Raw genomic sequence first — 14,705 nt, forward strand, 5'->3', positions numbered from 1 at the left:
GTCCTAGGTGATCTCGAAGGTGGGTGAAAGGCGCGTGATCGGGGATTACGAGGCGTGGTGCGTCACGCGCTCCGCGTGCATCGCGGTGAAGGCGGGTGCGCCGGTGAACCATCCGCTCTCGGGGCTGTCCAGGCAGGCGCCCCAGTGGACGCCCGCGTCCCGCCGGCCCAGGTGGCGGAAGGTTCCGGCGTGGAACAGCAGCGGCTCCAGGTCGGTGATGTCGGCCTCGACCACCTCGCCGATGACGATCAGGTGGTCGCCGCCGTCGTACGTGCGCCAGGGGCGGCACGAGATCGTTGCGGCCGCTCCCGTGAGCACGGGGCCGAGCGGCCCGTCGGACCACTGCGGTTCCGGCTCCACGGGCCGGCCGGCGAAGTGCCAGGCGGTGTCGGTCTGGTCGGCCGCCAGGATGTTGACCGCGAAGGGCGCGTCCTTCAGATAGAGGCACGCCTTGGACTGACGGGTGAGGGTCACCTGGCACAGGGCCGGTTCCAGGGAGACGGCCGTGAACGCGTTGACCGTGGCGCCGTGGCGTCCGCCGTCGGAGGTGGCGCAGGTGACGACCGTGACACCGGTGGCGAAGCGGCCGAAGGCGTTCCTGAGATGGCGCTGGTTCATGTGGCCCGCCCCGGAGAGCCTGCGGACGCGAGGTGCTCGCTCGTCCGGCATCCGCGGCCGGACGTCCGGCCCCGGGCGCGCCCCGACGGGGCCGTTTTGTCGCGTGTCGTGCGCACCGAGTGGAGTCCGGCGAAGCCCGTGCCGACGATCATTGCGCCGGACGCTCTTCCGGGTGCCTCCACCGGGCGGCTCGTCCTCGTGGGTGACATTGCCCCGCTCCTGACTGTCGGAGGTGTGGCACGCGGACCGATGCCGTGCCCGCCACAGCACCGGCCCGCGTCGTGGTGACAGAACTCTGGACACGGGCGCGGCCGTGGTCTCGGGTGAGATGACCCCCTTGGGTACCCGCTCCACCCACGTGGGTACCCCTCATGTCGAACCTGTGATCGGATTGAGTCGCGGAAGATATGGGCCCCGGGCGCGGCCCTATGGATCATGGCGCTGACCGGGGAAAACGACTCTCTCTTCGTGTCCGAGTTCTTGGCACGACGTGTCCTTCGGCATAGCGTCGGTGGAAGCGCAACGGGCGAGGCGAGGACATCGAGGACCATGTACGACGACAGTGGACGCGGTTGTCTGGTCGGCTCCGGCGGCCTCACCAGCTTTGTGGGGCGCCGGCAGGAGATCGCCGACGTACGCAGGAACCTGTCGACCTCCCGGCTGGTCACGCTCACCGGCCCCGGCGGCATCGGCAAGACACGGCTCGCCCTGGTGGTCGCGGACAGGGTCCGCAGAGCGTTCCGGGACGGTACTCAGATCGTCCAGCTGGCCAGCCTCGACGACGTTCGCGAGGTGGCCTCCGCGTTCACCTCGGCGCTCACCGTCCTGGACCAGTCGAACCGGTCTGCGACCCAGCAACTGGTCGATCATCTGGGATCCCAGCAGGTGCTGCTGGTCGTGGACAACTGCGAGCACGTGCTGACCGCCACCGCCGAGCTGCTGGCCGAACTCCTCGAAACGGCACCGGGCCTGCGCGTCCTTGCCACCAGCCGCGAACCGCTCGGCATCGCGGGCGAGCTGGTCACGGTGATCCCGCCCCTGTCGGTGCCCACGGCCGAGCAGTTGCACGACGCCGCGAGCGTCGATCACAGCGAAGCCGTTCAGCTACTGGTCGACCGGGCGCGGAGCGTCGCCCCCGACTTCGCCGTCACCGATACCAACCGCCCCGCTGTCCAACAGCTGTGCGAACGGCTCGACGGGATGCCACTCGCCATCGAACTCGCCGCCATCCGGCTGCGCACGTTGTCCGTCGGCCAGGTCGTCGAGCGCCTGGACCGCCGTTTCGAACTGCTCACCGGCGGCAGCCGGGTGGCACGCCCGCGACAGCAGACCCTGCGCGCACTGATCGACTGGAGCCACGAACTGTGCTCCGACGACGAACGCCTGCTGTGGGCACGGATGTCGGTCTTCCCCGGCGGATGCGACCTGAAGGCGGTCGAGGAGGTCTGCGCCTTCGGTGACCTCGCCTCCGAGCGCATCGTCGACGTCCTCGACCGGCTCGTCGCCAAGTCGATCGTGATAGCCGAACGCACAGGTGAACAGATTCGCTACCGGCAGCTGATGACCGTGCGCGAATACGGCGCCGAGCGACTCGACGCGCTCGGGGAACCGTCGGTGCTACGGCGCCGGATGCGCGACCACTACCTGCACCGGGCCCGCTCCATGGTGGAGCGCTGGTGCGGGCCCGGGCAGCACGAGATGCTCGCCGCCATGCGGCGCGACCACGCCAACCTGCTCGCGGCTCTGGAATGGTCCCTCGCCACGCCCGACGAGCGTCCCGCGGGCGGCCGGCTCGCGTCCTACCTGTGCTACCACTGGATCGCCGGCGGCTCGCTCAGCGAGGGAAGACGATGGCTGGACCGCATCCTCGGCGTGCTCGACGGTGACACCGTCGAGCGGGGCTCGGTGCTGTGGGTGGCGGCCTGGGCGACGCTTCTGCAGGGCGACCGCGAGGCCGCAGCCGTCCGTCTGACGGAACTGGAGCACGTGGCGGAGGTACTGGACGACCCCGAGCTGGCCGCGCACGCCGCGAACTGGCGGGCCCTCCACCACCTCTTCAGCGGCAGCCTGCCCACGGCGATCGGCCTGTACCACCGGGCCGTGGAGGGCCACCGCGCGCTCGGCAGCACCGGCGCGGTGCTCACCGCGCAGTTCCAGCTGGCCATGGCACAAAACTTCCAGGAGCCCGCAGGCAACGCCCTGGAGACCTGCCAGGAGGTGCTCGCCGTGAGCGCCCGGCACGAAGAACGCTGGAATCACGCCTACGCCCTGTGGATCAGCGGCCTGCAACACTGGCGCGCGGGCGACATGCCCGCGGCCAAGCAGGCCGCGACGGCGGCCCTGGAGATCCAGCGCGACTTCACGGACGGCGTCTGCACGGCCCTGGTACTGGAGCTGATGTCCTGGATCGCCATGTCCAATCGGCACGCGGACAACGCGGCCATGCTGGGAGCCGCCGCCGGAGCGGTGTGGCAGCGGCTCGGCACCTCCATCGACGCGTTCGGACCCCACATCACCGCGGAATCCCGGCGTATGGCCCGACAGGTCGTCGAAACGCTGGGCACGGAACGGGTGGAGAAGGTCACCCGGCGACTGGCCCATCTGACCAAGGCGGAGTCGATCGAACTCGCACTGGAGATCGCCGCAGCCGTCAAGCCCACGGCTGCGACGCGTGTCGCCCGCAGCTGCCCGCTCACGGACCGGGAACTGGAGGTGGCGCGCCTGATCGCCACGGGACAGAGCAATCGCGCCATCGCCGAGAGCCTGGTGATCTCGCACCGCACCGTGGACGGTCACGTCGAGCGCATCCTGGGCAAGCTGGGCTTCACCTCCCGCACCCAAGTCGCCTCCTGGACCGCGTCCCTGGACGAATCCGGTGGCGAAGCCCGTCCACATCGGGCTCCAGCGCCCTGACGCGGGGGAGGACGGCCGCCCCGTCGAGCCCGCCACCGCCGTGACGAACACGGCACTGTCGCAGCGCCGGCTTCGACACCTTGATCGTCCGGCCGTCCGAGCGCGGCAAACCCCTCCGCCGACGCTCCGGTATCCAGCCCCCGGAAGCACTGCTGGGACTCCCGGTCGACACCTGAGGAGGTCCACCCGATACGTGCCCGAGTCCCGGACCGGGCGCGGGGTGCCGACGCGGATGCGTCCGCCCCTGCCTCACCGGGACCATCGCGACGGCGCATGGTGGCTTCGTCCACGCACGGTTGGGCATCGCCACTACCATGACCACCGGAATGGCTGTCTTGCCGACCACGGAGCGCTGGACAGAAGGACTGGACGGGAGTCTGTCGTGACCACCGCACTGATCATCGGCGACATTCAGCAGGGCATCACGAGCAGCTACCCGTTCGCCAGGCGTGTCGTACCGCCGCTCACCGAACTGCTGCCGCGCGCCCGTGCGGCCGGTGGCCTCGTCGTGTTCGTGCACTTCGCCTTCCGGAGCAACGGGACCGACCTGCCACCGGGCAACGCACTCTTCAGGACGTTCTACGAAGCCGGGGACGCCTTCCACGAGGGATCGGCCGGACCGGAGATCGCCCTGCCGGTCGCCGACGAGGACGTGGTCGTGATGAAGCGCCGCGCCAGCGCGTTCGCCGGCACGGACCTCGACCTGGTGCTCCGCGCGAACGGTGTCGGCACCGTCGCGATCGCAGGAGTCGCGACCAGCGCGATGGTGGCTGCGACGTGCTACGACGCGGCGGACCGTGGCTACGGGGTGACCGTGCTGCGCGACGGTTGCGCCGACGGTGATCCGGCGATGCACGACTTCTTCATGGATGCCGTCTTCCCCAGCCGGGGATTCGAGGTCATGCCCTGCGCCGACTGGCGTGGGGAACAGCATTGATCTCGACCGCGGTCATTCTCCGACGGCGGCGACGGTGATGGTGGCTTCGCATCGGACGGCGAGCTCGTCGCGCCTGGTCGCCACGGAGCGGTTCCTTTTCAGGTGGTCGATGCTGCTACAGGCAAAAGCGCTTCCATGCACGGCTGTTGACTGCTCGTCAGGGCGGGCCTGTCCCGCACGGTGATCACGGCAGACTCGGATCAGCTTCCGAGAGAGTCCTGATGTCCGACGGCCTGGTCGGACCGTGATGTCCGCGTCCCGCCCCCGACGAGGCTCGCGGACAGGTGAGCGGCGAGAGCGGTCTGCAGTGCGCGAGGGGCCTCGACGGCCAGGTGTCCGCAGTCGATGACCTCCAGGGTGGCCCGCGGGATGCCCTCGGCGAGTTCCTCGGCGTGGTCCGGGGGAGTGGCCGTGTCGTGTGAACCGCCGACCACGAGGGTGGGCGCGGTGATCCGTCCCAGAGCGGGGCGCAGATCCGACGCGGCGAGGGCGTCGCAGCAGGCCGCGTACCCCGCCGGGTCGGCTTCGGCGAGGTTGTCGAGCAGCCTGCGGCCGAAAGGGGTGCCCGCGGTGTCCGCGGTGGCGAACCAGCGGTCCGGGATGTTCGGAAGAAGAGGGGCGGTGCCCTCGTGCCGGACGAGTTCCGCCCGCCGGCGCCAGGTCTCGGGCGCCCCGAAGCGTGCGGAGGAGCAGACGGCGGCCAGGGAGGCGACCCGCTCCGGGTGGAAAGCCGCGAGATGGGTCCCGATGGCTCCGCCCAGGGAGATGCCGGCGTAGTGAAAGCTGTCCCAGCCGTGGTGGTCCGCGAGATCGAGCACCAGGGATGCCAGGTCGTCGACCGTGGTACGCCCCGGTGCGGGATCGCGCAGCAGCGCGCTGGGTGAGCCGCCGTGTCCGGGCAGGTCGAAACGCAGCACCCGGAAACGGCGGGTCAAGGAGGGCAGCTGGGGTTCCCAGACCGCCTTGGAGGTGCCCAGGGACGGGCCGAGGATCAGGGGTGGTGCGTCGGCCGCGCCGACCAGGTGGTGGTGCAGCAGGTGGGGCGTGGACACCGTGCCTCCTTGGGCGGGGTCAGCGTTCGAGGACGAGGGCCAGTCCCTGGCCCACGCCGATGCAGAGGGTGGCCACACCGGTCCCGCTGCCCTTGCGGGCGAGTTGGTGGGCGACGGTGCCGGCGAGACGGGCGCCGGACGCGCCCAGCGGGTGGCCGAGAGCGATCGCCCCGCCCTGGGGGTTGAGGACGGCGGGGTCGAACTCGGGCCATTCGGCGAGGCAGCCGAGGACTTGCGCGGCGAACGCCTCGTTCAGTTCGAGTACGTCCAGGTCGGCGAAGGACCGGCCGGCCTTGGCGAGCGCCCGGTTCACCGCTTCGACGGGGGCGAGTCCGAAGTACTGCGGGTCGACGGCGGACACGCCGGTGGTACGGATGCGGGCGAGCGGCTCCCGGCCGGTGGCCTTCAGACCTTCCTCGTCGGTGAGAAGCACCGCGGCGGCGCCGTCGTTGAGCGGGGAGGCGTTGCCCGCGGTCACCGTGCCGTTCTCGGTACGGAAGGACGGCTTCAGCTTCGCCATCGCCTCTGGCGAGGTGTCCGGGCGGACGGACTCGTCGGCGGCGAAGGCGACCGTTCCGTCCTTGGGCCGCGGGATGGCCACCGGTGCGAGTTCGGCGTCGAAACGTCCCTCGGCCTGGGCCCTGGCGGCCTTCTCGTGGCTGTGCAGGGCGAACTCGTCCTGTTGCTCGCGGCTGATCCGGTGCTTCTCGGCGATGAGTTCGGCGGACTCGCCCAGCGGGATGGTCCACTCGGGGTTCATCGCGGGGTTGACCATGCGCCAGCCGAGGGTGGTGGAGTACAGCTCGGCGTGGCCGGCCGGGAAGGGTCTGCCGCTCTTGGGCAGTACATACGGCGCGCGGGTCATCGACTCCACGCCGCCGGCCACGACGATGGAGGCGTCGCCGACGGCGACGGCACGGGCGGCCTGGACGACTGCTTCGAGGCCGGAGGCGCACAGCCGGTTGACCGTCACCCCGGGCACGGTGGTGGGCAGACCCGCCAGCAGGACGGCCATGCGGGCGACGTTGCGGTTCTCCTCGCCCGCGCCGTTGGCATTGCCGAAGTAGACGTCCTCGATGCGGGTCGGGTCCAGCTCGCTCGTTCGGGCGAGGAGTTCGCGGATCGTGTGGGCGGCCAGGTCGTCCGGGCGTACGCCGGCGAGGGCGCCGTTGTAGCGGCCGATCGGGGTGCGTACCGCGTCGACGAGGTAGACGTCTCTCATGACGGAGTTCCTTCGGGGATGCGGAGTTCGGCGTCCGTCCGGTCGATGATCTCCGCGGTGGTGATGCCGGGTGCGGTTTCCACCAGGACCAGACCGTCGTCGGTGACGTCGAGGACACCCAGATCGGTGATGATCCGGTTCACGCACGCCTTGCCGGTCAGCGGCAGCGCGCACTCGGGCACGATCTTCGCCGAGCCGTCCTTCGCGGTGTGGGTCATCACCACGATCACCCGCCGGGCCCCGTGGACGAGGTCCATGGCACCGCCGATTCCGGTCACCAACCTGCCCGGAACTGCCCAGTTGGCCAGGTCCCCCTTCTCGGAGACCTGCATGGCGCCCAGTACGGCGACATCGATGTGCCCGCCGCGGATCATGCCGAAGGACAGGGCGGAGTCGAAGAAGGACGCGCCCGGCAGGACGGTCACCGTCTCCTTTCCGGCGTTGATCAGGTCCGGATCGACCTGGTCCTCGGTGGGGTAGGGGCCGGTGCCCAGGATTCCGTTCTCCGATTCGAGGACGACCTCGACTCCCGGCGGCAGGTGGTTGGGAATGAGGGTGGGCAGGCCGATGCCGAGGTTGACGTACTGCCCGTCCTCCAGCTCACGTGCCGCACGGGCGGCCATTTCCTGACGCGTCCAGGCCATCAGTTGCTCACCGTCCGCTGCTCGATCCTCTTGTCCGCGACCTGCTCCGGGGTGAGCGCCACCACCCGCTGCACGAAGATGCCCGGCAGGTGAACCGCGCCCGGCTCGATGTCCCCGGGCTCCACCAGTTCTTCCACTTCGGCGATGGTGACCCTGCCGGCCATGGCGGCGAGCGGGTTGAAGTTGCGGGAGGACTTGTTGAACACGAGGTTGCCGTGCCGGTCGCCCCGGGCCGCGCGGACCAGGGCGTAGTCGGTGCGGATGCCGCGCTCCAGCACGTACTCCGCGCCGTCGAACTCGCGCACCTCCTTCGGGGGCGAGGCCAGTGCCACCCCGCCGGAGCCGTCGTAGCGCCAGGGCAGCCCGCCGTCGGCGACCTGGGTGCCGACCCCGGCCGGGGTGTAGAAGGCGGGGATCCCGGTGCCACCGGCGCGCAGGCGCTCGGCGAGGGTGCCCTGCGGGATCAGCTCCACCTCCAGTTCCCCGGCCAGGTACTGGCGCGCGAACTCCTTGTTGGCGCCGATGTAGGAGCCCGTAACCCGGGCGATCCGGCCGGCCGCCAGCAGTACCGCGAGGCCGGAATCCATCGCCCCGCAGTTGTTGGAGACCACGCTCAGACTGCTGACGCCCCGTTCGTGCAGCGCCTGGATCAGTACGTTCGGCACACCGCTCAGCCCGAACCCGCCGACGGCGAGGGAGGCGCCGTCCGGGACATCGGCCGTCGCTTCCACGGCGGTGGCGACCACCTTGTCCATCACGCCACGACCTCGTCTGCGGCCAGGTCGGACGGATGCTGGGCCAGGGGCGTGACCTCGATCGTCATGTAGGGGAAGAGGGGCAGGCCCCACAGGATGCGGTGCAGCGCCTCGTTGTCGGCGACATCGAAGACACTGATGTTGGCGTATTGCCCGACACAGCGCCAGATGTGCACCCATTCCCCGGACTTCTGCAGTTCCCGGCAGTACGCCTTCTCGCGTGCCACCAGGTCCCCGCGGACCTCGGGGTCGAGGTCACGCGGGATGTCGACGTCCATGCGTACGGCGAAGAGCACGGTCGATCACGCCTTGTCGAGAGAGAAGTCGTAGGTGACCTCGTGACCCGTGCCGTCCGCGACCGGGGTGGGGTCGAGGATCAGTTCGGGCTTGACGGCGGAGGCGATGTCGTCGGTGACGTACTCGCCGCCGCGGAAGTAGAGCTGGGTGGTGATGAGCCGGTACCCGGGTGCGGAGACCTTGAGGTGCAGGTGGGCCGGGCGCCAGGGGTGCCAGCCCGCCGCCTGGATGAGGCTGCCGCAGGCGCCGTCGGTGGGGATCTGGTACGGCGCGGGCTGAATCGTGTGGATCCTGAAGTGGCCCGTCTCGTCGGCGATCACGGTTCCCCGCAGGTTCCACTCGGGCAGGTTCGGCGCGAACTGGGAGTAGTAGCCCTCGTCGTCCGCCTGCCAGATCTCCACCTTGGCCGCCGGCAGCGGGGTTCCGTCCACCCCCGTGACCTGGCCCTGGAAGAGCAGCGCGGTGCCCGCCTCGTCCTCCCGCACCGGCAGGGCCGCCTCGGCGGGCAGCGCGGGCGCGTCCGGCACGTAGTAGGGGCCCTCGATGGTGCCCTTGGTCCCCTCGCGGTTCTCGTTGGCGACCTCTTCGACGACGTGCTCGACCCACACGTCCAGGAAGAGCGGCCACTCGCCGTCCTCGCCGACCCGGATGAGCCACGCCTTGAGCGCGTCGTATTCGGCGTAGGTCAACCCGTGGCGACGGATGATGTCGTGGGCGGAGGTCAGGAGTTCGGTGACCAGGGCGTCGACGCGCCCGGTGTCGACGGCGGCCGCTTCCTGACGCTGCTTGCTGCGGAACTGCTCGGTGGCGGCGGCTCCGGAGGCGGCGGCGGTGGCCTGCTCGGTGATGATGTCGGTCATGATCGTCCCGTCTTCTGAGAGTGGGTCAGCGGTCCTGGCGGTAGCGCGCCAGCTTGTCGGGGTCGATGTCGATGCCGAGGCCGGCGCCCTCGCGTACGCGCAGGGTGCCGTCCTCGATGGTCAGCGGCTCGGTGAGGAGGTCGTCCGTCATGTCGAGGAAGTTGGACAGTTCGCCGGCGTGGCGTGAGCCGGAGCGGTGGGCGGCGCCGAAGGCGACCGAGCACAACGTGCCGATCTGGCTGTCGACCTGATTGCCCATCACCAGCTCGACTCCCAGTCCCTCGCACTCGTGCAGGATGCGTTGGGAGGCGGTGAAGCCCGTGCGGGCGGTCTTGATGCTGATGGCGGTGGCGGAGCCGCCGAGGAGTTCGCGGGTCACCTCGCCGGTGCGGGTGGCGCTCTCGTCGGCGATGAACAGCACCGGGCTCCGTGCGACCAGCCAGCGGCGGCCCAGCACGTCGTCGGCGGGGCAGAGTTCCTCGGCGAAGGTCAGCCCGAGGTCGGCCATCTCGTGCAGGGCGCGGGCCGACTCGGACACCGTCCAGCCGCGGTTGCCGTCGATGTAGAGCTCGACGTCCGGGCCGAGCGCCTCGCGCAGGGCGCGGACGGCGGCGACGTCGTCGCGGTACGGGCGGCGCCCGACCTTCACCTTGAACGTGGTGATGCCGTGGGTCGACCGGATGCGTTCGGCTTCGGCGATCATCTCCCGGGCCGGTGCGAAGCCGACCATGTGGCTGACCCGCATGCGGTCGGTGTAGCCGCCGAGCAGTCCGGAGACCGGCAGGCCGGCGGCGCGGCCGAGGATGTCCCACAGCGCCATGTCGATGGCGGCCTTGGCGGCCGGGTTGCCGACGGTCCGGTCGAGGCGCTCGTGCACCGCCTCCCGCTCCAGTGCCGTCAGCCCGAGGATCTGCGGCGTGAAGATCTTCTCGATCACCGCGACGATCGATTCCTGCGTCTCGCCGTAGGTGTACGGCCGGGGTGGTGCCTCGGCGGTGCCGACCAGCCCCTCGTCGGTGTGCACACGGACCAGGACGTGATCGGCGGTGTGCACCTCGCCGCTCGCGAACTTCAGCGGCTTCGCGTAGGGAATGGCGAAGGGGATTGCCTCCACCTGGACGATCTTCATGCCGGTCCTTCGAGAAACATGTCGTTCTGCTCCAGCACCTCGAGGAGGTTGCGCAGCAGAGGGGATTCGTCGTCCTCGCGCCAGGCCAGGGACAGGGGGATGGAGAGGGCGTCCTCGATGTCCCTGCACAGCACGCCCTCACGGGGCGCGGAGCGGATCGAGTCGGGCAGGACGGCGATGCCGAGCCCGGCGGCGACCAGCGCCAGTGCGGCCGAGGTCTCGGTGACCTCGTAGGCGCGGTGCGGGTAGAACCCGGCGGCCAGGCAGCTGCGGACGACGGCGTCGTCGACGACGGAGCCGAGCGTGGCACCGTACATGACGAAGTCCTCGTGCCGGAGCTGTTCGACCCGGACGGTATCCGCCTCGGCCAGCGGGTGGCGTTCGGGAACGGCGACGACCAGGGTCTCGGCGGCCAGGGAGCGATGGGTGATGCCCTCCTGGCGGACCGGTGGCCTGAGGACGCCGATGTCGAGGCGGCGCTCGATCAGCCCGGCCTCCTGAGCGGGCGTGAGCATCTCGGTGTGCACCTCCAATATCACTTGAGGCATCTCGCGCTTCACCAGCCGTGCGAGAGCGGGCAGTTGTCGGTACGAAGCGGAGCCGGTCAGGCCGATCCGCAGCACCCCCTCCGCCCCCGAGGCGAAGCGCCCCACCCGCGCGACCGCCTCGTCGACGGCCTTGAGGATGCGCTCCGCGTCGGTACGGAAGACCTCGCCGGCTCCTGTCAGGGAGACCTGCCGGGTCGTCCGGCGCAGCAGTTCCACTCCCAGTTCCGCCTCCAGGCGGCGGATCGCCTGGGAGAGCGGAGGCTGGGCCATGTGCAGCTGTTCCGCGGCTTTGCCGAAATGACGTGTCTCGGCGACGGCCACGAAATACCGGAGGTGCCTGAGCTCCATCGGGCAGCCCCTTTCTTGTTGCCGGGGCCCTCGAATACGCTCAGCGTAGGAGTGACTCCCATACGACACAAATACCTGATTACAGGCTATTGAGACGCATGGAATATCAATAGCCCCCAGGATGGTCCGGGCCGAGAGAGGCGGCCGTCCTGTTCCTCGTGGGGCGGCGCGCTCGGTGCCGCCCGGCGCGAAGCGGCGAAGTGGCGCAGGGCGGTGAACCGGGCGGCGCCGGGGCGCTCGCGCGGCGCCCCCGTCGTGCGGATCCCTCGTGCACCGTCCGCGACGGCCTTACGACCTGGGGACCGATAGGGAGCGGGCTCGCGCCGCCCTGCGACTCCGCTTGCGGCGTTGTCGTCGGTTGTCGATGCGCCGCATCGACTCCCTCCTCCGCCTTGCAATCGAAGCCGCATGACGACGCTCCCTGATCCACTCCCTATCGCTCCCCAGGTCGCTAGATTGGGAGGATGCACGAGGGCGTGGTCACCCTGTTCCTCGGCGGGGACGTGATGCTCGGCCGGGGCATCGATCAGATCCTTCCGCACCCCGGTGATCCGGCGCTGCGGGAGCCGTACGTGCACGACGCCCGGGCCTACGTCGAGCTGGCCGAGGCGGCGAACGGGCCGATTCCCCGGCCGGTCGACTTCCGTCGGCCGTGGGGCGAGGCGCTGGCGGTCCTGGACCGCGCGGCCCCCGACGTGCGGGTGGTCAATCTGGAGACCGCCGTCACCGGCGACGGGGACTTCGCGCCCGGCAAGGACGTCCACTACCGGATGAGCCCGGCCAACCTGCCCTGCCTGGCCGCGGCCCGCCCGGATGTCTGCGCGCTGGCCAACAACCATGTGCTCGACTTCGGCCCGCGCGGTCTTGACGAGACGCTCGACGCCCTGGCGGAGGCGGGGCTGCGGACGGCGGGCGCGGGCCGGGACGCGGTGCGAGCGGGACGGCCGGCGATCGTGCCCCTGCGCGCCGGCGGGCGGGTGCTGGTCTTCTCCTTCGGGATGCCGTCCAGCGGGATCCCCGTGGACTGGGCCGCCACCGGGCAGCGGGCCGGCGTCGACGTCGTCGCGGAGCCCTCGGTGGCCGCCGCGGCCGCGTTCGCCGATCGTCTGCGGCAGATCCGGCGACCGGGGGACATCACGGTCGCCTCGGTCCACTGGGGCCCCAACTGGGGCTACGGCGTCTCCCGCTCCGAGGTCCGCTTCGCCCACGCACTCCTCGACGCGGGCGTGGACGTCGTGCACGGCCATTCCTCGCACCACCCCCGCCCGCTGGAGGTGTACAAGGACGGGCTCGTCCTGTACGGCTGCGGCGACCTCGTCGACGACTACGAGGGCATCGGCGGCTACGAGACCTACCGGGACGACCTGCGGATGCTGTACCTGGTGTCCGTGGAGGCGGACACCGGCCGACTGGTCGACGTGCGGATGGTGCCCCTGCAGGCGCGCAGAATGCGTCTCGAGCCCGCCTCGCCGGAGGACACCGAGTGGCTGCGCGCCGTCCTGGACAGGCACAGCCGGGCGTTCGGCACCCGTGTCGACGGCGGGCCCGACGGCACACTCACGCTGCGGACCCCGCGCGCCGCGCAGCGTACATGACACGGACGTGTCACGACCCGAGGAGCCAGCCCCGGCGCCCGCCCCGTCGCGCAGGGGACGGGAGCGGGCCCGTGGTCACTTCGCGTACTCGATGTCCTGCTCGTCGATGTGCACGGAGTTCGGCACCATGGCCTGCGGGCGGACCACGTCCTTGAGCAGGAGGAAGAGTGCCAGGTCCTTCGCACTCCTGCCGCGCAGTGCCTCTCCCGCCTGCGGATCCACCGTACTGATCCGGGCCACTTCGGCCAGGAGCCGTTCGACGAGGCCGGGGATGATGTCCGGGCCGACCAGGACGTTCTGGTGGAGCAGTTCGGGGCGCTCCAGAACGGCCTTCCGAGGCCCGGTGTAGCGCTGCCTGTGCTTCTTTGCCGAAGCGGGAATCACGGAAGCCGCTCTCGGGCGCTTCGATGTAGAAGAACACGAAGCCCGTGTTCGCCAGGGCGTGAACGTCGTACGTGTCCGTATTGTTCACGGCGCCACCGTGTTCCGCTTCGAGCTTCGCCCTGGACTGCAGCCCGCCGCCGAGTATGCCCTCGATCCGTTCCTTCGGGGCGTAGTGGCGGACCATGAAGCCGCTCAGCACCCGCTCCAACTCGCCCCGCATTCCGCTGTACCACTCGACGTCGTCGGAGATGTTCGCGTTCTCTTCCCGCAGCCCCTGGAGGTTGTCGGCCGAGATCTGCTCGAAGTAGGGCCTGCCGGTCTTTTCCATGGCGGCCGTGTTCTTCAAAAAGTCCTCGTCGGTCCAGAGGATTCCCTGCTGGGTCATCAGGTCGTAGGGGCCGTCCGAAGTGCTCATCGTGGTCTGCAGAGCCGCCAGTTCGTCATCGACGTGCTTGAGTTCCCTCTCCACGACGTCGCGGATGCTGCTCGGGCCGTCCGGCAGCAGGCCCTGAATCGTCTTCAGTTCCTTTGCCTGCGCATTGAGGTCCAGGTCCGTCAGCTTGTCGTACCTCTGCACGACCTCGGCCACGTTGTCCGGCAGGTCGTTCTCCGCGAGCTGGTCGTTCAGTGAGGTGGTGGTGCGGCGCTGCAGGACAGTGCCGGTGCCGGAAGCCGTGTTCTGCGCCACGCGGCCGTGGGCGGCCGGTGCGTCCGGTACCGGGCCAGCCATCACGCGCGCCGCGTTCGCCTCCGCCGCCCGCTCGAAGCGGTCGTCCGGGTGCGAGAGGTACAGCCCCGCGCCGTTGTCCGTCCCCGCCACGGCTCCGCGGCGCTGCTGGATCACGTGCGTGAGCTCGTGGGCGAGGGTGTGCTTGTCGGTGCCGCCGGCGCCGATCACGACGTGGCTGCCCGATGTGTACGCGCGGGCGCCGACTTCGGCGGCGGACGCCCGGGCGGCGCTGCCGTCGTGGACGCGGACATCGGAGAAGTCGGCTTCGAGACGTGCCTCCATCTCGGTCCGGGTCGCATCGTCGAGGGGCCTGCCACCGGTGCGCAGGACGTCGTGGACGGCGGACCGCCGCGCCGTGGGCTGCTCGGCCCGTCGGTGTCCGCGGTCCGTGCTGTGCCGGTGCTCTTCCTGGGCCCATGGATGCCCGGCCTGACGGAGCATCTGGACGATGGCCGCGTTCCCGGCCGTGCTCTGCAGCGGAAGGACGCCCTCGGGCGGCATCCGCTCGTCCGTCGCGGGTCTACGGGCCGATGCATGCCAGGTCGCCGCGGCGGTCGGTCTCACGTGGTCGTGATCGCGCAAGGGGGTCCTCTTCCCGCGTAGGGATGTGTCTCCTTCTGCATACGTCGCGCCTCGCCGCCCGATCCAGGTGCTGAGAGGCGGAGAAGAGAGG

The 14,705-nt window shown here is 70.3% G+C and carries 13 protein-coding genes; 3 read left to right on the top strand and 10 right to left on the bottom strand.

What is annotated here, in order from left to right:
• Nucleotides 1-45 precede the first annotated feature (45 nt).
• Nucleotides 46-618 carry a flavin reductase family protein gene (locus AMK22_RS11765; protein WP_073784446.1) on the bottom strand — a complete coding sequence of 191 codons (573 nt, stop codon included), beginning with the start codon at nucleotides 616-618 and terminating at the stop codon, nucleotides 46-48.
• A 549-nt stretch (nucleotides 619-1,167) separates the two neighbouring features.
• Between AMK22_RS11765 and AMK22_RS11770 the strand changes: the two genes are divergently transcribed.
• Together AMK22_RS11770 and AMK22_RS11775 are read left to right on the top strand one after the other, a co-directional pair.
• Nucleotides 1,168-3,531 carry an ATP-binding protein gene (locus AMK22_RS11770; RefSeq protein WP_073784118.1) on the top strand — a complete coding sequence of 788 codons (2,364 nt, stop codon included), beginning with the start codon at nucleotides 1,168-1,170 and terminating at the stop codon, nucleotides 3,529-3,531.
• 382 nt (nucleotides 3,532-3,913) lie between these two features.
• Nucleotides 3,914-4,468, top strand: a complete 555-nt coding sequence (locus AMK22_RS11775) for a cysteine hydrolase family protein (RefSeq protein ID WP_073784120.1) — start codon at nucleotides 3,914-3,916, stop codon at nucleotides 4,466-4,468.
• Between the two features lie 200 nt (nucleotides 4,469-4,668).
• Here AMK22_RS11775 and AMK22_RS11780 read toward each other — a convergent pair whose 3' ends face one another.
• Genes AMK22_RS11780 through AMK22_RS11815 form a run of 8 tightly spaced genes read right to left on the bottom strand, consistent with a single transcriptional unit; the run spans nucleotide 4,669 to nucleotide 11,323 of the window.
• Nucleotides 4,669-5,520 carry an alpha/beta fold hydrolase gene (locus tag AMK22_RS11780; RefSeq protein WP_242433930.1) on the bottom strand — a complete coding sequence of 284 codons (852 nt, stop codon included), beginning with the start codon at nucleotides 5,518-5,520 and terminating at the stop codon, nucleotides 4,669-4,671.
• 19 nt (nucleotides 5,521-5,539) lie between these two features.
• The gene (locus AMK22_RS11785; RefSeq protein WP_073784121.1) at nucleotides 5,540-6,742 is read right to left on the bottom strand and encodes a thiolase family protein; all 1,203 of its coding nucleotides are present in this window, start codon (nucleotides 6,740-6,742) and stop codon (nucleotides 5,540-5,542) included.
• Entirely contained in the window at nucleotides 6,739-7,386 is a 648-nt protein-coding gene (locus AMK22_RS11790) for a CoA transferase subunit B (protein ID WP_073784123.1), read from the bottom strand. The genes AMK22_RS11785 and AMK22_RS11790 overlap by 4 nt, the downstream gene beginning before the upstream one ends.
• Nucleotides 7,386-8,141 (bottom strand): CoA transferase subunit A, encoded by a 756-nt coding sequence (locus tag AMK22_RS11795; RefSeq protein ID WP_199883195.1) that lies wholly within the window; start codon nucleotides 8,139-8,141, stop codon nucleotides 7,386-7,388. The genes AMK22_RS11790 and AMK22_RS11795 overlap by 1 nt, the downstream gene beginning before the upstream one ends.
• On the bottom strand, nucleotides 8,141-8,437 hold the full coding sequence (gene catC, locus AMK22_RS11800; protein WP_073784127.1) for a muconolactone Delta-isomerase: 297 nt from the start codon (nucleotides 8,435-8,437) through the stop codon (nucleotides 8,141-8,143). Before catC ends, AMK22_RS11795 begins: the two co-directional genes overlap by 1 nt.
• 6 nt (nucleotides 8,438-8,443) lie before the next feature.
• Complete coding sequence (catA, locus tag AMK22_RS11805; RefSeq protein ID WP_073784129.1) at nucleotides 8,444-9,298, bottom strand: catechol 1,2-dioxygenase; 855 nt, start codon at nucleotides 9,296-9,298, stop codon at nucleotides 8,444-8,446.
• Nucleotides 9,299-9,323: 25 nt separating this feature from the next.
• Nucleotides 9,324-10,427 (bottom strand): mandelate racemase/muconate lactonizing enzyme family protein, encoded by a 1,104-nt coding sequence (locus AMK22_RS11810; RefSeq protein ID WP_073784131.1) that lies wholly within the window; start codon nucleotides 10,425-10,427, stop codon nucleotides 9,324-9,326.
• Complete coding sequence (locus AMK22_RS11815; RefSeq protein ID WP_073784133.1) at nucleotides 10,424-11,323, bottom strand: LysR substrate-binding domain-containing protein; 900 nt, start codon at nucleotides 11,321-11,323, stop codon at nucleotides 10,424-10,426. The genes AMK22_RS11810 and AMK22_RS11815 overlap by 4 nt, the downstream gene beginning before the upstream one ends.
• 464 nt (nucleotides 11,324-11,787) lie before the next feature.
• On the opposite strand from AMK22_RS11815, the gene AMK22_RS11820 reads away from it, so the two are divergent.
• Nucleotides 11,788-12,918 carry a CapA family protein gene (locus tag AMK22_RS11820; RefSeq protein ID WP_073784135.1) on the top strand — a complete coding sequence of 377 codons (1,131 nt, stop codon included), beginning with the start codon at nucleotides 11,788-11,790 and terminating at the stop codon, nucleotides 12,916-12,918.
• Between the two features lie 10 nt (nucleotides 12,919-12,928).
• Here the strand turns inward: AMK22_RS11820 and AMK22_RS37435 are convergent, their stop codons facing one another.
• Nucleotides 12,929-14,596, bottom strand: coding sequence for an eCIS core domain-containing protein (locus tag AMK22_RS37435; RefSeq protein ID WP_443333289.1), 1,668 nt, complete (start codon nucleotides 14,594-14,596; stop codon nucleotides 12,929-12,931).
• Nucleotides 14,597-14,705 lie beyond the last annotated feature (109 nt).

The organism is Streptomyces sp. CB01580 (assembly GCF_001905795.1).
Taxonomy (GTDB): domain Bacteria; phylum Actinomycetota; class Actinomycetes; order Streptomycetales; family Streptomycetaceae; genus Streptomyces.